7 protein-coding genes are annotated in these 20462 nt (G+C 72.0%); 6 read left to right on the top strand and 1 reads right to left on the bottom strand.

Annotated features, from left to right (window positions below; all coding sequences use genetic code 11):
- Positions 1-31: 31 nt before the first annotated feature.
- Genes ACZ466_RS46235 through ACZ466_RS46225 form a run of 3 tightly spaced genes read left to right on the top strand, consistent with a single transcriptional unit; the run spans position 32 to position 1532 of the window.
- Positions 32-394 (top strand): metalloregulator ArsR/SmtB family transcription factor, encoded by a 363-nt coding sequence (locus ACZ466_RS46235; protein ID WP_378279330.1) that lies wholly within the window; start codon positions 32-34, stop codon positions 392-394.
- On the top strand, positions 391-894 hold the full coding sequence (locus ACZ466_RS46230) for an SRPBCC family protein (RefSeq protein ID WP_378279328.1): 504 nt from the start codon (positions 391-393) through the stop codon (positions 892-894). Before ACZ466_RS46235 ends, ACZ466_RS46230 begins: the two co-directional genes overlap by 4 nt.
- Entirely contained in the window at positions 891-1532 is a 642-nt protein-coding gene (locus ACZ466_RS46225) for a class I SAM-dependent methyltransferase (protein ID WP_378279327.1), read from the top strand. Before ACZ466_RS46230 ends, ACZ466_RS46225 begins: the two co-directional genes overlap by 4 nt.
- 21 nt (positions 1533-1553) lie before the next feature.
- Here ACZ466_RS46225 and ACZ466_RS46220 read toward each other — a convergent pair whose 3' ends face one another.
- On the bottom strand, positions 1554-2558 hold the full coding sequence (locus ACZ466_RS46220) for a hypothetical protein (RefSeq protein ID WP_378279326.1): 1005 nt from the start codon (positions 2556-2558) through the stop codon (positions 1554-1556).
- Positions 2559-2909: 351 nt separating this feature from the next.
- Here ACZ466_RS46220 and ACZ466_RS46215 point away from each other — a divergent pair, with 351 nt between their 5' ends.
- The 3 genes from ACZ466_RS46215 to ACZ466_RS46205 are packed head-to-tail and all read left to right on the top strand — an operon-like array spanning position 2910 to position 20397.
- Positions 2910-10631: a SpvB/TcaC N-terminal domain-containing protein gene (locus tag ACZ466_RS46215; protein WP_464041966.1), complete on the top strand. Its 7722-nt coding sequence runs from the start codon at positions 2910-2912 to the stop codon at positions 10629-10631.
- Between the two features lie 18 nt (positions 10632-10649).
- Entirely contained in the window at positions 10650-17273 is a 6624-nt protein-coding gene (locus ACZ466_RS46210; protein WP_378279322.1) for a neuraminidase-like domain-containing protein, read from the top strand.
- A complete protein-coding gene (locus tag ACZ466_RS46205) occupies positions 17173-20397 on the top strand; it encodes a Tc toxin subunit A-related protein (protein ID WP_378279320.1) in 3225 nt (1074 codons plus the stop codon). Before ACZ466_RS46210 ends, ACZ466_RS46205 begins: the two co-directional genes overlap by 101 nt.
- Positions 20398-20462 lie beyond the last annotated feature (65 nt).

The raw sequence follows: 20462 nt of genomic DNA, 5'->3' as shown, positions 1-20462 counted from the left end.
AACACGTAACCAGTATGTTACGCTTCTACGCGTGGACGAGGTGGCGGGAGCGATCGCCGACCCGGTGCGCCGGCAGATCATGGTCATGCTGCGCGAGGGTCGGCTCTCGGCCGGGCAGATCGCCGGGCGCTTCCAGATCAGCAGGCCGGCCGTGAGCCGCCACCTGCGCGTGCTCAGGGAGAGCGGGCTGGTGCGCGACGAACTCGTCGGCAGGCAGCGGCTCTACGAGCTCGACACCGAGCGGCTCGGCGAGCTGGCGGCCTGGCTCGCCCAGTTCGTCCGGCCCCCCGTCGCCGAGCACCACCTCGACGCACTGGAGACAGAGGTCTACCGGACCCGGCGCGACCATCGTGCGGGCTATGCGGCCGACCAGGCAAAGGAGAACACGGCATGACCCCCACCCCTACGGGACGGCTCTTCCGTACCGGCGACGGAAGCGACCTGGTCCTCACCCGGACGCTCCGCGCGCCCATCGACGACGTGTGGGCCGGCGTCACCGAATCCGAGCGCACCGCCCGCTGGTTCGGACCGTGGGAGGGCGACGCCGCACCCGGCGGCTCGATCAAGGTGCAGATGGTGCACGAGGACCAGGCGCCGTGGATGGACATGCGCATCGACGCCTGCGAGCCGCCGCGGAGGCTGGCCCTCTCGGCGACCGACGAGCACGGAAACTGGCGGATCGAGCTGCTGCTGTCCGAAGCCGGCGGCTCAACGCTGCTGCAGCTCGTGCAGCACCTCGAGAACGAGGACGGCCTCGGCGAGATCGGGCCCGGCTGGGAGTACTACCTCGACATGCTCGTCGCGGCCCGGGAGGGATCACCCAAGCCCGACTTCGACGCCTACTACCCCGCGATGAAGGCGTACTTCGACCAGCTGCCCACCAGGGTTTCATGAGCGACCTGTCGAACTTCCAGAACCCCCGATTCGCGCGCGCGTACGAGCGCGTCAGCCGCGAGGCCGAGGCCCGGGGCACCGCGCGGCACCGCGAGCGGGCGCTGGCCGGGCTGACCGGGCGGGTCATCGAGATCGGCGCCGGCAACGGCCTGAACTTCCCCCACTACCCCGGCGGGGTCACCGAGGTCGTGGCCGTCGAGCCCGAGAACCTGCTCCGCGCCTCCGCCGAGCGCGCGGCGGCGAGCAGCGCGGTGCCCGTCCGCGTCGTCCCCGGGCACGCCGGGGCTCTCCCGGCGGACGACGCGGGCTTCGACGCGGCGGTGCTGTCCCTCGTGCTGTGCTCGCTGCCGTCCCCCGCCGAGGCGCTGGCCGAGGTGCGGCGGGTGCTCAGACCCGGCGGCGAGCTGCACTTCTTCGAGCACGTGCGGTCCGAGCGACGGCTGCTCGCCCTGTTCCAGGACCTCATCAAGCCGGTCTGGCGGCTCGGAAGCGGAGGCTGCCACCTCAACCGCGACAGCGCGGGCGCGATCCGCACGGCGGGCTTCGAGATCAAGGAGCTCGACCGGTTCTCCTACGCTCCCCTGCGCTTGGTGCCCCCGCATTCCCACATCCTGGGCACCGCCCAAGCGCCGCACTGACCGAGTCCCCCCGGCGAGTGTTCAGCCGGTGATCCGGAAGATGCCGATGTCATCGTCGGCGGTCCCGTTCTGTGTCGTCTGGTTCAGTGACGCCTCGACGCCCACCCAGCCGTGGAAGCGTCCATCGTCGCCGATGACCTGGAGCATTGGCTTCACATGGGAGTTTCCCGTGTAGCAGATCTCGCCGCGGGCGTCGGCGAGGTTCGTCCGCCAGTGCCACAGGGTGTCGCGCCGGTTCTCGACGGACGTGCCGGCCGGCGCGATGTAGTACATGGTGCGGACCGTGCCGTCGGGCGCGTGGGTCTGGGCCCCCAGGCAGCGCCGATCCCGGCATGGCGTCCAGTGCGTCACCCAGAACGGCTCACCGTCGCCATGGTCGATGTACGGGGTGTAGCCGGTGTCAGCCGAGTACGCGGTCTTCCACAGGTAGTACCGGTGCGTGAAGGCGGTGTGGTCGGCGGCGGCGACCTTGGCCGCCGGGACCCGGGTCGTCCACGAGACGTTGCTTCCGTTGCCGAAACCGTGTGTGGCGCCCAGGCTGTTGCCTTCGAGTTCGACGCCCGCCAGCGTGCCCTTCGCCAGGGATGTGAGCGTCCAGTCCTCCCATTGCCCGTCCTCCCAGGAGATGTGCAGCCTGTCCCCGTCGACTCTGTAGCGCCCCTCCAGTAGCAAGGACGCTTCGGTGGACTGCCATCCGGCCGCCGTCGGCACGACGCAGTCCCGCTCCGTGCAGCCCGCGGCGGCGTTGCCCGTGCTCACCCGTACCGTGCGCGTGAGCTGGGACCACTGCCAGTACTGCTCCGAGACCGTTCCATCGTCGGAGAAGGTGTACTGCCCGAGTCGGACCCAGTTCGCGGTGGAGTCCGCGCGGAGGCCGCCCATGGCGATCGCGAAGTTCGACTTTCCCAAGGGCGTGCGCGTTGGCCGCGCGTCCGGCGGCTTGCCGGCCGCCATGGCGAGCGGGGCCGCCATCACCAGCGACGCGGCCAGGCCGAAGGCCGCGAGCGTCGTGCTGAAAGAACGCATGATTCGTTCTTCCTCCGGTTCGGATCCTCGTGAGGCAGGCAAGCCTGCACGGGGACGCCGGACTCCGGCTCGTCCACCACGCGGTGCCTTACGGCCACGAGGACGAGGTTCGGCCGCCCCATGCCGAAACGATGGGCCCTCCTTGGGGCGGTCCCGCGGTACGCGCCGGCTCGACCGGCCCCGCCGGAAGGCCGGATGACCGCAGCCCTCTTGCGATAAATGTCCGGAAATCAGGTGGCCACATGGTGTCATATCCGGTCGGCGGCTTTACAGGGCAGGTAAAGCGGCCCATAGTGAGCGGCAGGGCGGTCGGGGATTGGGGTTGAGATCATCAACGCACACCTTCCTCATGTGAAAGACGGCCGGGCCGAAAGTCCCGCATACGCGGAAATATCCGCGCCACCTGCGCTGTCCTCGCCCGCGCAGTACCCGCCCGAACAGCACTCGCCCGCACAATCGCCGACCATTTCGCTCCCCAAGGGCGGGGGCGCCATTCGTGGCATCGGCGAGAAATTCGCGGCCAATCCGGTGACCGGGGCGGGGGCGGCGACCGTTCCCATCGCCACCAGCCCGGGTCGTTCCGGCCTCGGACCGCGACTCTCCCTCTCCTATGACTCGGGGGCGGGAAACGGCCCGTTCGGCTTCGGCTGGTCGCTCGGCCTCCCGCAGATCTCCCGCCAGACGGACAAGGGGCTGCCGCAGTACCGTGACGCCGAGGAGTCGGACGTCTTCCTGCTCTCCGGCACCGAAGACCTCGTCCCGGTGCTCGATTCGGACGGTGGCCGTTTCGCGGACGAGACCACCGCGCCGGGGCACGCCGTTCATCGGTACCGTCCGCGCGTCGAAGGGCTCTGGGCCCGTATCGAGCGCTGGACCCGCAACTCCGACGGCGACGTGCATTGGCGCACGTTCACCAAGGACAACGTCCTCAGCGTTTACGGAAAGGACCGGCGGTCCCGTATCGCCGACCCGGCGGACCCGCACCGGATCTTCGCGTGGTTGATCTGTGAAACCCGCGACGACAAGGGCGACGGCGTCGTCTACGAGTACAAGCAAGACGACGGCGTCGGCGTGGACCCGGCCCATTCCCACGAGGGCAACCGCGGCGCTCTCGACGATCCGCGCCGGACGACCAACCGCTATGTCAAGCGCATCCGCTACGGCAATCGGAGGTCACTGCTCGACGATTCCGGCGGCCGCCCGGACGTGCTCACCGACGGCCAGGTCGAGAACGCCGGGTGGATGTTCGAGGTGGTCTTCGACTACGGCGAGCACGACGCCGTCCGCCCGACACCGGGCGACAGCGGTCCATGGGGCCATCGCGAAGACGCGTTCTCCTCCTACCGCGCCGGCTTCGAAGTGCGCACCAGCCGCCTTTGCCGGCGCGTGCTGATGTTCCATCATTTCGAGCACGAGGACGGCGTCGGCGACGACTGCCTCGTGCGCTCCACCGACCTCTCCTTCTCCCCTGAACGGACTCCCGCGAGCGCGCGCGAGCCCGTGTACGCCTTTCTGCGCGCCGTCACCCAGACCGGCTATCAGCGAAAGGGCGAAGGGTACCTCCGGCGCAGCATGCCGGCGGTCGAGTACGAATACACCCAGGCCGTCGTGCAGCACACGGTGCACGACGTCGACCCCTCGGATCTGGAGAATCTGCCGATCGGGCTGGACGGCTCGGTCTACCAGTGGACCGACCTGCACGGCGAGGGCATCCCCGGAGTCTTCAGTGAGCAGGGCGACGCCTGGTTCTACAAGGCCAACCTCAGCCCGATCAGCTCACGGCAGGTCGAACTCGCGCCGATGGAACGTGCGGCGAGCAAGCCCAACGTCGCCATGGCCACGGGACAGGCGCAGTTCATGGACCTGGCCGGTGACGGCCGGCCCGACGTGGTGGTACTGGACGGTCCCATGGCCGGCTGGTACGAACACGACGGCGATCGGGGGTGGGATCCCTTCCGCCCGTTCGCGTTTCGCCTCAACCGCGATACGCGCGATCCCAACCTGAGGTTCGTCGACCTGACCGGCGACGGCAATGCCGATGTGCTGATCACCGAGGACGACGCCTTCGTCTGGCACGATTCCCTGGGCGAGCAGGGCTTCGGCCCGGCCCGCCGGGTCCCCCGGGCGCTCGACGAGGAAACGGGTCCGCGCCTGGTCTTCGCCGATGGCACCCAGTCCATCTATCTGGGCGACATGTCCGGCGACGGCCTCACCGATCTGGTGCGCATCCGCGAGGGCGAGGTCTGCTACTGGCCGAACCTCGGCTACGGCCGCTTCGGCGCCAAGGTCACCATGGACAACGCGCCCCGTTTCGACCGTCCGGACCAGTTCGACCACGCCCGTATCAGAGTGGGCGACATCGACGGCAGCGGCACCACCGACATCGTCTACCTGGGCGGCGACGGTGTGCGGCTCTACTTCAACCAGTCCGGGAACGGCTGGAGCGAGCCCCGGTCTTTGGACGCGTTTCCGCAGGTGGACAATCTCGCCGCGGTCACGCTCGCCGACCTTCTCGGCAACGGCACCGCCTGCCTGGTGTGGTCGTCGCGCCTGCCGGGCGATACGCGGCGCCGCATGCGCTATGTCAATCTCATGGGCGAGCACAAGCCGCATCTGCTCGTCGGGACGGTCAACAACCTCGGCGCCCGGACACGGATCGACTACACCTCGTCCGTCAAGTTCTATCTCCAGGACAAGTACGCGGGTAAGCCGTGGATCACCAAGCTTCCGTTTCCGGTGCACGTGGTCGAACGGATCGAGACCACCGACGCCGTCAGCGGCAATCGCTTCGTCACCCGCTACGCCTACCATCACGGCCATTTCGACGGGGTCGAACGCGAGTTCCACGGCTTCGGCATGGTCGAGAAATGGGACACCGAGAAGTTCGGGTTCCGCTCGGGCAGCAACGAGGACCCCGCCACCGATCTGCCGCCGGTGCTCACCCGCACCTGGTTCCATACCGGCGCCCATGTCGATACCGACCGGATGAGCGGCCATTTCGCCGGCGAGTACTACCGGGAGGACGCCCCTGCCCCCGGCGCCTCCGGACCGGGCACGGCAGAGCAGGCCGCCATGCTGCTCGCCGACACCCTGCTGCCCGACACCGTGCTCCGGCCGGACGGATCCCGGTCTCCGTGGCCGCTGAGCGCGGAGGAGGAGCGGGAAGCGTGCCGGGCGCTGCGCGGTTCGGTGCTGCGGGAGGAGATCTACGCCCTCGACGGCACCGAGGCGGCCGACCGGCCGTATCTCGTCAGCGAGCGCAACCACACCGTGGAACTGCTGCAGCCGCGCGTCGCCGGCAACCGGCATGCCGTCTTCTTCACCCACCCCCGGGAAAGCGTCGAGTTCCATTACGAGCGAGCCCTGTACGGACCGGACGGCGACCGGTTCGCCGACCCCCGGGTCACCCACGCCGTGACGCTGGACGTGGACGTGTTCGGGAACGTGCGGCGCGCGGTGTCGATCGCCTACGGCCGCCGGGTCGCCGACCCTGATCCGGTCCTCACCGACGACGACCGCGCGAAGCAGCGGCGCCCCCTGCTCACCTGCACCGAGACCGACTACACCAACCCGGTCCACACGCCGGGCGCGCACCGCGTCCCGCTGCCGTGCGCGAGCCGGACCTACGAGCTGCTCCAGATGACGCCGGCGGCACCGGGCCTCGGCGAGACCGGCCGTCCGGTCACCCCGCTGTTCACCTTCGACGAGCTGCGCACACGCCTGGACGAGGCCGCGGCGCCCGGCCGGGAACTGCCGTACGAGGACGTGGACCACGCGGGCATCACCGCCTCCGGTCCGCACCGGCGGCTGATCGAGCACGTGCGCACCCGGTACCGCGCGGACGATCTGACCGGTCTGCTGGGCGCCGGCGAGGTCCAGCCGCGGGCGCTGCCCGGCGAGTCTTACCGCCTGGCCTACACCCCCGGCCTGCTCACCGGCGTGTACCACCGTGACGGGCAGGAGCTGCTGCCCGCCGATCCCGCCGACCTGTTGAACGGTGAAGGCGGGTACGTCCGGCTCGACGGCGACCCGGGCTGGTGGATCCCGTCCGGCCGCGTCTTCCACCACCCGGACGGACCCGCGACGCCCGATCAGGAGCAGCCGTTCGCCGCGCAAGAGCTGTCCTTCGCCCGCGAGCACTTCTTCCTCCCGCACCGGTTCGTCGACGCCTTCGGTGAGGCCACCGTGGTGGGCTACGACGCCCACAGCCTGCAGGTCGCCCGCACCCGCGACCCGGTGGGCAACACCGTCCGCGCCGAACACGACTACCGGGTCCTCGCCCCGCGGCGGGTCACCGACGCGAACGGCAACCGCGGCGAGGCCGCGTTCGACTGCCTGGGGATGGTCGCCGCGACCGCCGTCATGGGGAAGGCCGCGCAGAATCTGGGCGACTCCCTGGCCGCGTTCGCCGCCGACCCGGAGTTCACCGACCCCGATCTGCCGGCGCTGCAGGCCTTCGTGGCCGATCCGCACGGCCGGTCGGCCGCATTGCTCGACTCCGCGAGCACCCGGGTGGTGTACGACCTGCACCGTTTCGCGCGCTGCGGGCAGCCGCCGTTCGCCGCGGTGCTGACCAGGGAGGTCCACGCCGACCAGCCCGCACCCCCCGGCGGGGTGCGCATCCAGGTCGTCATCGTCTACTCCGACGGTTTCGGACGGCAGGTGCAGACCAAGATCCCGGCCGAGCCGGGCGACGCGCCGGTGCGTGACGCCGACCTCCCAGTGGAGGCGGGCGATCCGCCGCGGCCCACCGGCGACGTCCGGCCCGGCCCGTTGCGGGACGGCGGCGCCGTGACCCCGGTCGCCCGCAGGTGGGTGGGCCAGGGCCGCACCGTCTACGACAACAAGGGCAACCCGGTCCGCCAGTACGAACCGTTCTTCTCCTCCACCCATCTGTGCGAGGAGGAGAGGGAGCTGACCGACACCGGGGTCTCACCGCTGTTCTGCCACGACCCGGTGGGGCGTGTCGTCGTCACGCTGCGGCCCGACGACACCTACGAGAAGGTCGTCTTCGACCCGTGGCGGCAGGCGAACTGGGACGCCAATGACACCGTACGGCTCGATCCCCGGACCGACCCGGACATCGCCGCCCTCGTCCGCGGCCACTTCGCCGACCGTCCCGCCACCTGGCAGACCTGGTTCGACCAGCGCATCGGCGGAGCGCACGGGACGACACCGGCCGACCGGGCGGCCGCCCGGAACGCCGCCGAGAAGGCGGCCGATCACGCGGCGACGCCCGGACTCTCCTTCTCCGACAGCCTCGGACGGGCGTTCCTGACCGTGGCGGACAACGGGCCGGGCGGCCACCTCCCCTCTCGGGTGCACCTGGACATCGAAGGCAACCGGCGCGCGGTCATCGACGCCCGCGGCATCGCGGTGATGCGCGGCGACTTCGACATGCTGGGAAACCCCCTGCACACCCGCAGCCCGGACTCCGGCGAACGGTGGACGCTCCCCGACGTGACCGGCAAGCCGATCCGGTCCTGGGACAGCCGCGGCTTCCGGCGGCGCATGACCTACGACGGGCTGCGCCGGCCCCTGGCCGTCTTCGTGGCCGACACGGCGGACGAGCGCTGCGTCCAGCGGACCGTCTACGGCGAGGCCGCCGGTGAGGGCGCGAACCACCGAGGCCGCGTGCACAAGGTCTTCGACGGCGCGGGCGTCCTGGTCAGCGAGGCGTACGACTTCAAGGGCAACCTGCTGCGCGGCACCCGCAGGCTGCCGGCCGACCACCGGTCCGAGATCGACTGGCCGGAGGAGTCCGATCCCGCCACCGAGGCCCTCCTGGATGAGGAGGCGTTCACCGACGCCACCGTTCACGACGCGCTCAACCGCCCGGTCCAGGACGTGGCTCCGCATTCGAACCGGCCGGGAACGACCGTCAGCGTCACCCGCCCCGGCTACAACGAGGCCGGGCTGCTCGAACGGCTGGACGCCTGGCTCGACCGGCCGGACGAGCCGGACACGCCGCTCGATCCGGGCGGCGCCACCCAGCACGTCGTCGGGAACATCGACTACAACGCGCGCGGCCAGCGCGTGCTCGTCGAGTACGGCAACGGCGTCCGGACCGCCTACGCCTACGACCCGCTCACGTTCCGCCTGCGCCGCCTCACCACGCGGCGCGGCGGCGACCTCCTGCAGGACCTGACGTACGACCACGACCCGGTCGGCAACATCACCGGCATCCGCGACGGCGCCAACGACCTGATCTTCCACGATCAGCAGGTCGTGGCCCCCGGCGGCGAGTACCGCTACGACGCCGTCTACCGGCTCGTCGCGGCCCGCGGCCGGGAACACCGCGGCGGAGACGGGCAGGTCGGCCACGACCCCGCGGCCTGGACCGTGCGGACCCTGCCCAACGACGGCCAGGCCCTGCGCAACTACATCGAGACCTACACCTACGACGACGTCGGCAACATCCTCGGCATGCGCCACCACGAGGGCCCCAACCTCGACTCACCCGGCCCGGTCGTCTGGCACCGCCGCTACCAGTACGCCGTCGACGGCAACCGCCTGATGGCCACCAGCCTCCCGGGCGACCCGAAGGACCTGCCCGACCACGTGACCGCGCCCGGATACAGCGCCAGGTACCGGCACGACGCCCACGGCAACATGACCGCGCTGCCTCACCTGGAGTCGCTCGAGTGGGACGAGGACGACCGGCTGCGCGGCGTGGACCTCGGGGGCGGCGCACGGGCCTTCTACGCCCACGACGCCGCCCGGCAGCGCGTGCGCAAGGTCTGCGAGAAGGCACCCGGGCTGGTCGAAGAGCGGATCTACCTGGGCGGCTTCGAGGTGTTCCGGGTCCGGACCGCCGGCTCCCTCACGCTGGAACGCGAGACGCTCCATCTGATGGACGACGCCTCGCGCGTCGCGACGATCGAGAGCCGCACGCAGCTCGCCGGCGCGGATCCGTCGCCGGCGCGGCTCGTCCGCTTCCAGCTCGGCGACCACCTCGGCTCGGCCGTCCTGGAACTCGACGCCGACGCCCGGATCATCTCCTACGAGGAGTACCACCCGTACGGCACCACCGCCTACCTCGCGTCCCGGAACCGGCTCGAAACATCGAAGCGGTACCGATATACGGGCCGGGAGCGCGACGAGGAGACCGGTCTCCACTATCACGGCGAACGCTTCTACGCCTCATGGCTCGCGCGCTGGACGAGCTGCGATCCCCTGGACCTGGTCGACGGCACGAATGTTTTCGCGTACGTGAACGGTCGCCCCACCGGCATGGTCGATCCGGACGGAACCGCCGCGAAAAAGGCGACCACAGCACCAGGGGATTCTCGGAGCAAATACCGAGACGACTTCAAGCGGCGGCGCACCGACAACCCCAAGACACGGAACCGGCCTGGCGCGAAGGCCGGCGAAGAGTCGTGGAAGACGCCCAAGAACGAGAAGGGATGGTACAAGCAGGAACAACGAAGGACGAAAAGCAATTCACCCAGAAAGTGGCGGAATCCTCCTGGCGTGGAGGTCGGCCATCCGTACGACAAGCCGCACCATTCCCATGGGAACAAGGGCGGGCCCGGCCGACCGGAGACCGCCCAGGACAATGCGAACAAGAACCAGATCAGCCAGGGGCGGCCGAGTCCCGAGAAGGTGCTCCCGCTGCCGAAGTCCCAGGTTCCGGACAAGAGCGGGCCGCTGGTCAACGTTCCGCCGGAGAAGCAGTCGAAACCGCTGATCAACGAGCCGCCGAAGATCGACTCGGCGCCGCTGGTCAATGTGCCTCCGGCCACGGAGTCGGCACCCCTGGTCAACGTGCCTCCGGCCACGCCGGCACAACCGCTGGTCAACGTGCCGCCGGCGCCCGAGAGCCCGACGGTGCTGCGCACGAATCCCTCCGGCATGACGCCCGAGCAGATCGAGCGGGTGAAGCGGATGGACGTGCCGATCGAGAGCGACATGAAATTCCTGGACCACGTCGAGAAGGCCGTGGTGACCGCCGTGGTGATCGTCGGCGCGGTGGCGGCATTCGCGGCGGGAATGCGCGGCGGAGGGTCGCTCTCTCCGCAATACAATCCGGCGGTCATCCCGTTCGGGGCGAAAACACCTGACGGTGCTTAGCGGAAGGGGGCGGGTCTCGTGACGGCGTCCGGTGCGGCGGGGGCGAGGTTCCACATCGGCGGGACGGTGCGCGACGACGCGGGGGCTCCCGTCACCGCGGGCGTCGCCGTGGAGGTCGTCGACCTGCGGCTGGGCGGCGAGCATCCGATCGGCACGGCCGAGGTGCGGCCGGACGGCGCGTTCGCGCTGGCCTACGATCCGGAGCCGGTCCGGTCGGGTCCCGGAGCGAGCCTGGACCTCGTCGTGCGGGTCGTCCGGACGTCCGCCGACGGCCCCGCGGCGGAACGTCGCGTGCTCGCCCGCTCCGCGCCGCTCTTCGACGCGGGCCCGCACGAGCGGGTCGACGTCGTGCTCCCGGCGGAGGCGGTGCCCGTCCTCGACGAGCACAGCCGCCTCGTCGGCGACATCGCCCGCGGGCTGGCCGGCGCGGGCGGGCCCGCGATCGGGCCGGCCGGGTTCGTGGAGAACGCCGAACGCCGGGACGTGACGTTCGCGGCCGCCAAGAGCGGATGGGACGCCCGTGCCGTCGCCATGGCCTCGCTCGCCGACCGCGAGGCCGCGAGCACCGGTGTCCCCGCGCCGCTGCACTACGCGCTCTACCGGGCCGGGTTGCCCGCGGGCCCGCGGCTGTGGGCGCTCGCACCGGCCGAGGTGATCGAGACCGTCTGGGCGCGCGCCGCCGAGCACGGGATCATCGCACCGGAGCTGATGGCGGAGGTCCCCGCGAGCCTCGACGCGATCCGCGAGCTCGCCGGGCGGGCCGTCCTCGACCTTCCGGGCGGGGCCGGCGACGGGCGCCTGGACGACCTGCTGCGCGCGGCCCTGCCCGACGAGGCCGACCGGCACCGCTTCGCCCAGATCTACCGCGAGCACCGCGCCGCGCCCGAGGCGCTGTGGTCGCGGGTGCGCGAGGAGCTTCCGGGCAGCGCCGCCCGCCTGGAACTCGACGGCGCGCTGGCCGGCCTGACGCGCAACAACGCCCCGCTGATCGCCAGGCTCCACGACGGTCCGGGCCCGTCGCGGGTCGGCGATCTCGCGGCGGCCGGCTACCACCGGGCGGAGCGATGGCGGCGGGACCTCACCGCCGGCGTGCCGGTTCCCGACGACGTCCCGGGCGAGGACGAGGACGCCCGGCGGGACGCCTACGCGGCGCTGCTGGCCGAGGAGCTGCGGCTGCGCCATCCCACCGCGGTGCTGGGCGCCGAGGTGGCCGAGGGGACGATCCCGGTGGGCGGCCCGGCGGGGACCGATCGCGCGGTGGCCGGCTTCCTCGCCGAGCACCACGACCGGTTCGAGCTGGCCGTGCACCCCATCGACGACTACCTCGGCGCGCAGGCGATCGATCTCGCTCCGCCCGTCCGGGACGAGGTCGCCGCCCTGCAGCGGATCGTCGCCGTCGCCCCGACCCCGGAGGCGGTACGCGGGCTGCGCACGCTCGGCCTCGGCTCCGCGCGTGCGGTGGCCCTGCACGGTGAGGCGGCGTTCGTCGCGCGGTTCGGGTCCGCGCTCGGCGGCGCGGAGGTCGCCCGGGAGACCTTCCGGCGCAGCGATCAGGTCCACAGCGCGGCCCTCGCCACGGCCACCAGCCATCTGGTGGGCAGGGCGGCGCCGGAGGTGTTCGCGGTGCCGCGCGGTGGACCGGCCGCGGCGTCCGGTCCGGGTGCCCGGGCCCGCGCCGCGGCCGAACCGGCGGGCCTGGCGGCCGTGCGCAGGCTGCCGACCCTGGAGACGCTGTTCGGGCCGGGCGACGCCGGCGCCTGCGAGCATTGCGAGTCGGTCCTGAGCCCGGCCGCCTACCTGGTCGATCTGCTCGAGTTCCTCGACGTCGAACCGGCCGCGGCGGGCGGCCGCAGTCCGCTCGAGGTCCTGCTGGCGCGCCGCCCCGACCTGCAGCACATCGCGCTGAGCTGCGAGAACACCGAGGTCGAGCTACCGTACGTCGATCTGGTGAACGAGATCCTGGAGCACGTCGTCGTGCACGCCTCGATCGAGGGGTACGAGGGCCATGACGTGGAGCCGGGCACCAGTACGGCCGAGCTGCTCGCGTCACCGCGGTTCGTGGACGAGGCCGCCTACGCCGCGCTGCGGGCCGCGTCCTATCCGCTCCTGCTGCCGTGGGACCAGCGCCTGGCCGCCCTGCGGGCCTACCTGGCGCGGGCGGAGGTGACGCTCCACGGCGCGGTGGCCGTGCTCGCCGCCGACGACGCCGGCGGCCGGTCGTGGAGCGACGTCGTACGCGAACGGGTGGGTGTCGGACCCGCCGAGCGGGACCTGCTGTGCGGCCCCGCGGTGACGGCGCAGGCGCTCTTCGGCGACGACCCGGCGCGGGTGACGGAGGCGCAGCTGGTGAACGGCGTGGGCAACGCCCGCCGGCTCGCCCGCCGCCTCGGCCTCACCCCGGCGGAGCTCGTGAGCCTGGTCCGGACGCGGTTCGTCAATCCCGACGCCGGCCTGCTGGTTCTGCTCAGCACCCTCGGCGTCGGGCTTCCCGCGATCCAGGGTCTGCACGCCGGGACGATCTCGCCGGCGGAGTTCCGGGCGAAGCTGCGCCCGGACCTGGACACCGCGCCGTTCGGCGGGGACGTCGTCGCGTGGCTCGCGGCCCGGCACGACCGGATCATGAACATCGTCGTCCTCACCGATCCCGGTGGAGGTGAGCCGCCGGCCGGGGATTCGACCGGCGGCTTCGCGTCGCTGGAGCTGAGACGGGCGCTGCCCGACCCGGCCCGCAACCGGCTGCGGGCGGTCGATCTGCTGGCGATCGCGCGGTTCGTGCGCCTGCGGTCCCGGCTCGGCTGGAGCATCGAGCGCACCGATGACGTGGTCGCCGCGCTCTGGCCGGAGGCGATCCCGGTCACGGCGTCCGGCGCCGAGGTCCGGCGCGGCCTCGACACCGGCTTCGACACCGTCCTGGTCCGGCTCGGGCACCTGCTGACCGCGGTGGACCTGCTCGGGCTGGACGTCGAGGAGGACCTGCCCTGGCTGCTCGGCTGCTTCGCGCCACTGGGCGAACGCGGACCCGATGCCCCGTACCGCAGGCTGTTCCTCACCGCCACGCTGCTCGGGACGGATCCGGTGTTCGGTCCCGGCGCGGACGGCAGCCCGCCGGCGCGTCCGGGCGCCCTGCTGCTCGATCACGCCCCGGCGCTGCGGGCGGCGCTCAAGCTCACCGCCGACGAGTTCGCCGCCGTCGTCCGCGCGGCAGACGCCGGACCGGCGACGCCGCTGTCGGTCGCCTCGATCAGCCTCCTGTTCCGCTACGGCTACCTGGCCCGCGTCCTGCGGGTGGGGGTGACCGACCTGGTCGGCCTGATCGAGGCGACCGGCTGGCGGCCTTTCACCCCGCTGGACGGGCCCGATCCCGATTTCCTGAAGCTGATACGCCTCGTGCTGTCGATCCGGGAGTCCGGGCTCCCCGTCGCGCGCCTCGCGGCGCTGGCGCTCGGCACCGGCGGCGGCCCGGACGCGGCGATCATGCCGGTCCTCCGCTCGGTCCGCACCGGGCTCGCCGACCCTCGCGCACCGGGCGGCGGGCAGTGGAGCGAGGCGGCGTTGCGGACCGTGCTGACGTCGGTGTTCGCGCCGGAGGTCAGCGACGCGTTCCTCGGCCTGCTCGCGGGGGTCTCGACGTACACGACCGCCTACCACCAGGACCAGGCGTCTCTGGCGGGGCAGGTGCTGGCGGCCGCGCCGCGGCTCTCCTACGACGCGGCCCGGTCGCTGCTGATCCATCGCGGCGTCCTGACCCCGGAGACCGCCGCCGAGGTGACGGCCCTGCCGGACCTGCCGGCGGGCCTGGCCGAGGCCGTCGCGCGGCTGGTCAACGCCGGGCAGGCCGAATACCTGCCGCTGCTGCGCGCCCACCCGGTCCTGGAGAGGCGCTGGCGGGTCTGGGCCGCCACGCCCGACGACCCCGCCGATCCGGGCGGCGAGGCCCGGCGGGCGGCCTTGGGAACCGCGCTGCTGGAGGAGTTGCGCCCCGCCCTGCGAAGCCGGCGGCTCGGGGAGGTGCTCGGCGCCGCGACCGGCACGGATCCCGAGGAGATCGCGGCCTTCGTCGGGGATGCCGCCGCCATGCCGGGGGCGGCGGCGCCGCGGTCGGTGGGCGACGACCTGGCCGCCGTGACCGCCACCGGCCTGAGCGCGCGTTTCTGGGCGGGCCCGGTGGCGGACCCGTCCGCCGGCCCTCCGACACGGACCGCGCTCGCGCCGGAGATCCACTACGGGCCGGGAGCGGCCGGTCTTCGTGAGGCGGCCGGAATACCCGCCGGAGCGCTCAGCGGGGCGTGGGCCGCGTTCGTCGACCCGGCGGTCTCGGGCGCCTACACGCTGTCGATCGAGTCGGACGGCTCCGCGGTCACCCTCCAGGTCGACGGCCGGACGGTGGCCCTGCGCCGCGAGGGCGCGATCTGGACGACGGCGGCGCCGGTCGATCTCGTCGCCGGCCGGCCGGTGCGGCTCGCGCTGACCGCCAACGAGCTGACCGCGAGACTGAGCCTGCGGTGGCGGGCCGAGGGGGTCGCCCAGGTGGTGCTGCCCGGCGCCGTGTGCTGTCCCGCGGACGCCGTCGCGGCGTTCACCGGCGGCTACCGGCGGCTGCTGGCGGCCCTCGAACTGGCGGCCGCGTTCGGGCTCTCGCTCCGCGAGCTGCGCTTCTTCGCGCGCTCACCGGAGCATCGGATCGGCGACGCCGGCTGGCTGTCGGCGGTGCCCGCCGCCGCCGGCGCCGCGGCCTCGGCGACGCTGGTGCGGGCCGTCGCCGATCTCGCCCGGTACCGGCGGCTGTGCGAGCGCTGGGCGGTCACCGGGACTGCGATCATCGATCTGCTCGACGCCTCCGTGCCGGGCCCGCCGTCCGAGGCGGTCGCGGCGCTCGCCGGCGTCACCCCGCCGATCGTGGACGACGCCGCCGCGCATCTGGGCATGGACGCCGCGGCGCTGCGCGGGCTCGACGGGCTGTGGCGGGTGGCCGACGTGCTGGATCTGGTGCGCGGGCTCGCACTTCCGGTGAGCACTCTCGCCAGGACCATCCGGACCACACCGTCGGCGCAGGACGTACGCGACGTCCGGGACGGCCTCCGCGCGCGCTACGACGACGCCGCGTGGGCGGAGGCGGTGCGCCCGATCCACGACGAGCTGCGCCGCGCCGCCCGCGACGCCCTGGTCGAGCGGGTCCTGCACCTGGAGAACCCCGACCCCGACCTGACCGTCGACCAGGTCACCGGCGGGTTCACCTCTCCCGAGCAGCTCTACGAGAAACTGCTCATCGACGTGCGGATGGACCCCTGCATGACGACGTCCCGCATCGCCCAGGCGATCTCGACGGTGCAGCTGTTCGTCGCGCGGTTCCTGCTCAACCTCGAGCCCGACGTCGTCCCGGAGTCGGTCGATCCGCAGCGCTGGGAGGCGATGAAGCGCTACCGGGTCTGGGAGGCCAACCGCAGGGTGTTCCTCTTCCCGGAGAACTGGCTCGACCCCGATCTGCGCGACGACAAGTCGCCGTTCTTCCGCGAGCTGGAGTCCGAGCTGCTCCAGTCCGACATCACCGACCAGGCGGCCGCCACCGCGCTGGGGCACTACCTGGAGCGGCTCGACGAGGTGGCCAACCTGGAGATCGCCGGCATGCACGTCGACGAGCGCGTCGCCGCGGGCACCGGAGTGCCCGACCCGGTGGTGCACGTCATCGGGCGCACCTCCGGGGCGAAACGCGCCTACTTCCACCGGACGCTCGACGGGACCTGGCGGCCGTGGGAGCGGGTCAACGTCGACGTCCCGGACGATCCGGTGCTCCCGGTCATCTGGAAGGGCCGCTTCCTGCTGTTCTGGCTGAAGGTGTCCAAGCAGCCCGACGGCAGGCAACCCGGCCAGTTCGCCGCGAACGCGCCTGGGGAGACCCGGCTGGGGGATCTGGCCCTGCGGGACCTGACCCTGCGCTCGACGGCGTCCCTGACCGTGAGCCTGTTCTGGAGCGAGTACTACAACGGCCGGTGGCAGTCGCCGCGCACGTCCGACCCCGACCGGCCGATCGACCTGGGTGCCGAGTTCAGCGTGATCGGCGATCCGCTGACGCTGCGCCTGGCCTCGGCCATCGAGCACGACGACGCCGGGGTCCGGGAAAGTCTCGGCATCATCGTGCTCAACCCCAGTCCGGGCGGAACGGGCAACTCCCATTTCCGCCTCTACACCACGCACAGCCTGCCGGTCCGCAAGCAGGACGACACCGCCGGCTCACCGGGTTTCCCCGCCGCCCGGAAGTTCTCCGGCTCGGGCCCGCTCGTCGTCAACTACAACGACGACCCGTTCCATCCTCTGACGGTGCTGCGCGCCAGCCAGTCGCCCTACCTGGCCATCGGGCCGATGCACCGGCTGACGGATCCGCACCGGGCACCGTTCTTCTTCCAGGACCGCAGGCACGTCTTCTACGTCCATCCCGACCCGACCGATCCGGTGCGGCCCAACACTTTCGGACTCTTCCCGGGGCCGCTGGCCGCGCCGCCGGTGTTCCCTTCTCTCCAGTCTCTCCAGGCCGAGAGGATCCGCCATGGCCGACACGACGTCCTTCGTGTTCCAGAACCACTTCCACCCCTACGTGGGGATGCTGGTGGAACGGCTCAACCAGGAGTCGGTGGACGGCCTGCTTGACCTGGCGGTCCAGCAGGTCTCCGAGCCGTTCTTCGACCGGATCTACGATCCGAACGACCCGGCCGCACCCGGTGAGGACGCCAGTTTCAAGGTCACCTCGTTCCCGAAGAACATCGACGTCGGCGAGGCCGGCCCGTACTCGGTCTACAACTGGGAGCTGTTCTTCCACGCGCCGGTGACCATCGCGGTGCACCTGAGCAAGAACCAGCGCTTCGCCGAAGCGCAGCGATGGTTCCATCACGTCTTCGACCCGACCGACACCGGATCCGGCTCCGCCACACCCGTCCCCGACCGGTTCTGGAAGTTCGTCCGGTTCCGTAATCCGCGACCGGGCGACATGCCGCGGGTCGACGAGCTGGTGGCCGTGCTGAGCCGTCCGCCCTCCGAGCTCGGCCCCGAGGAGCGGATCCTGCTGGCCTCGGCCGCGCTGAGCTACGAGGCGCTGCGCCGCGAGCCCTTCCGGCCGCACCGGGTGGCCCGGACCCGCGTGGTGGCCTACCAGTACTACGTGGTGATGAAGTACCTGGAGAACCTCATCGCCTGGGGCGACAGCCTCTTCCGGCTCGACAGCGCGGAATCGATCAACGAGGCGACCCAGCTGTACGTGCTGGCCGGGAACATCCTCGGCCCCCGCCCGGCGGAGGTGCCCCGGCACCGGTCCGCGCCGCGCATGACCTACCGCCGGCTCAAGGACGCCGGAATGGGCGCGTTCGGGAACGCGCTCGTCGAACTGGAGAACCAGCTGCCGTTCGCCCGGACGACCGCACCGGGCGCGGCCGGCGCCGGGGCGGGCGGCACGGCGCTGCTGGGCATCGGGCGCACCCTCTACTTCTGCGTTCCGCGCAACGATCAGCTGGTCGGCTACTGGGACACGGTCGCCGACCGGCTGTTCAAGATCCGCCACTGCCAGGACATCACCGGGGCGGTGCGCAGGCTCTCGCTCTTCGCGCCCGCCCTCGACCCGGGGCTCATGTCCCGGGCCACCGCGGCGGGCGTCGACATCGCCGGAGCGGTCGCCGGCACCAGGGCGCCGGCCTCGCCGGTGCGGGCCGCGCTGCTGGTCCAGAAGGCGCTGGAGATCACGGCGGAGGTCAGGTCGGCCGGCGCCGCGCTGCTGGCCGCGATGGACCGGCGCGACGGTGAGGAGCTCGCGCGGCTGCGGCAGGGCCACGAGATCAGCATGGCGCGGCTCACCCGCGACGTCCGCTTCCTCGGCTGGAAGGAGGCCGAGGCGAACACCGAGGCGCTGCTGCGCGGGCGCGCCATCACCTTCGCCCGCTACCGCCATTTCCAGCTGCTGCTCGGCCGTCCCGAGTCCGAGGTCGACAAGCTGCGCGACGTCGGCCTGACCCGCACACCGGTGACCGAGGCGAACTTCTCCGACGTGCACGAGCGGCTGGTCGGCCGGTACGCCACCGCGATCGCCCAGGAGAGCCGGCCGGCGCCGCGCCTGGCGCGGGACGGCGACCCGCAGGTCCAGGCCGGCGCGGAGAGCCAGGGATCACTGGACCTGATCGCCAACGAGTACGCCGAACTGAACATCCACATGCCGGCGGCGCGGGACAAGCAGCGCGAGGCCACCGACATCGACATCATGTACGGAGTGCTCGGCATGCTGCCGAACATGGGCGTCGACATCGAGCCGCTCGGCGTCGGCGGTCACGTGGAGTTCGGCGGACCGCTGCTGTCGGCGGTCGGGCGGACACTCGCCTCGGCCGCCCGCGGAGCCGCCGAGCAGGACGCCTACGAGGGCGGCCGGGCGGCCAAGATCGCCGGGTACCAGCGCAGGGACCTCGACTTCGTCCAGCAGAGCAACCAGGCCGCGCTGGAACTGATGCAGAACGGACGCCAGCTCATCGCCGCGCTCGTGCACGAGCAGGTCGCACGGCGCGACCACGACGCCGTCGGGGAGCAGATCAACCGGGCCCAGGAGGTGGACGCGTTCCTGGCCTCGAAGGACACCAACACCGAGCTGTACACGTGGCTGCGCGGCGAGGTCGCGCGCGGCTTCGCCGAGTGCTACCGGACGGCGGTCGACGTGGCGCGCGCCGCCGAGCAGGCCGTGAAGCGGGAGCTCATGCGTCCCGAGATCGACGACACGACCTTCATCGGATTCTCGCACTGGGACACCGGCCGCCGCGGACTGCAGGCCGGGGAGCGGCTCCACCACGACCTCACCCGGCTGCAGCTGGCCTACCTGGAGAACAACCGGCGCGAACTCGAACTGACCACCCATGTCTCGCTGCGCATGCTCGACCCGCTGGCCCTGCTCGAGCTGCGCTCGCGCGGGTCGTGCCAGTTCACCGTCCCGGAATGGCTGTACGACCTGGAGGTGCCCGGACACCATTTCCGGCGCGTCCGCACGGTGGCGCTCAGCCTGCCCGCCGTGACCGGTCCCTACACCTCGGTCGCGGCCACGCTGTCGCTGCGGCGCAGCTCCATCCGGCGCGACCCGGGGCTGCTCGCCGACCGGTACACCCGGGTGCCGGGCGAGGATCCGCGGTTCCTGGACTACCCCGGCGCGCTGGAGTCGGTGGTGACCAGTACCGCCGTCCGCGACGCCGGGCTGTTCGACCCCGGCGCGCGCGACGACCGCTACCTGCCGTTCGAGGGGGCGGGCGCCGTCAGCGAATGGACGCTGAGCCTGCCCGCGGACCTGCGCACGTTCGACTACACGACCATCTCCGACGCCGTCCTGCACATCGGTTACACCGCCCGCGCGGGGGTACGGGCCGACGCCGTGGCCGCCGATCTGCGCGAGCGCTTCGCGGCCGCCACGGAGCGGACCCTCGCGCGGTCGTTCAGCCTGCGGCACGACTTCCCTGCGGCCTGGGCGGCGTTCCTGGGCGGCGGCGACGGCCTGTCGCCGCGGATCGACAGGAGCTGGTTCCCCTACTTCACCCGGTCCGCCACGATCACGCTGAACGCGGTCGAACTGTACGGGATCACCGGGGACGATCTCGTGCGGGGGCCGTCGCCCGTGGGGGCCGACGCGCTGGCGGCGCTCAACGCCGAGCTCGCCGCGGAGGGCGGTTTCACTCTGGTCGTCCCCGCCGACGACGCCGTCGTGCGTCGCGACCGGACCGCCGACCCCCATCTCATCGTCCGCTACACGATCCGTTGACCCGCGTGAGAGAGGGCCGGTCCACGATGAGCGTCAAGCTTCCCTGGATGACGGCTCCACGCGGC

This window comes from Actinomadura rugatobispora (assembly GCF_055379765.1).
The sequence above is the reverse complement of the archived record's forward strand: the minus strand, read 5'-3'. Positions and strand labels throughout refer to the sequence as shown.

Bases quoted from the DNA above. Each gene is read 5' to 3' on its own strand.
- ACZ466_RS46230 (WP_378279328.1), top strand. From the start codon at position 391: ATGACCCCCACCCCTACGGGACGGCTCTTCCGTACCGGCGACGGAAGC.
- ACZ466_RS46225 (WP_378279327.1), top strand. From the start codon at position 891: ATGAGCGACCTGTCGAACTTCCAGAACCCCCGATTCGCGCGCGCGTAC.
- ACZ466_RS46220 (WP_378279326.1), bottom strand. From the start codon at position 2,558: ATGCGTTCTTTCAGCACGACGCTCGCGGCCTTCGGCCTGGCCGCGTCG.
- ACZ466_RS46205 (WP_378279320.1), top strand. From the start codon at position 17,173: ATGGCCGACACGACGTCCTTCGTGTTCCAGAACCACTTCCACCCCTAC.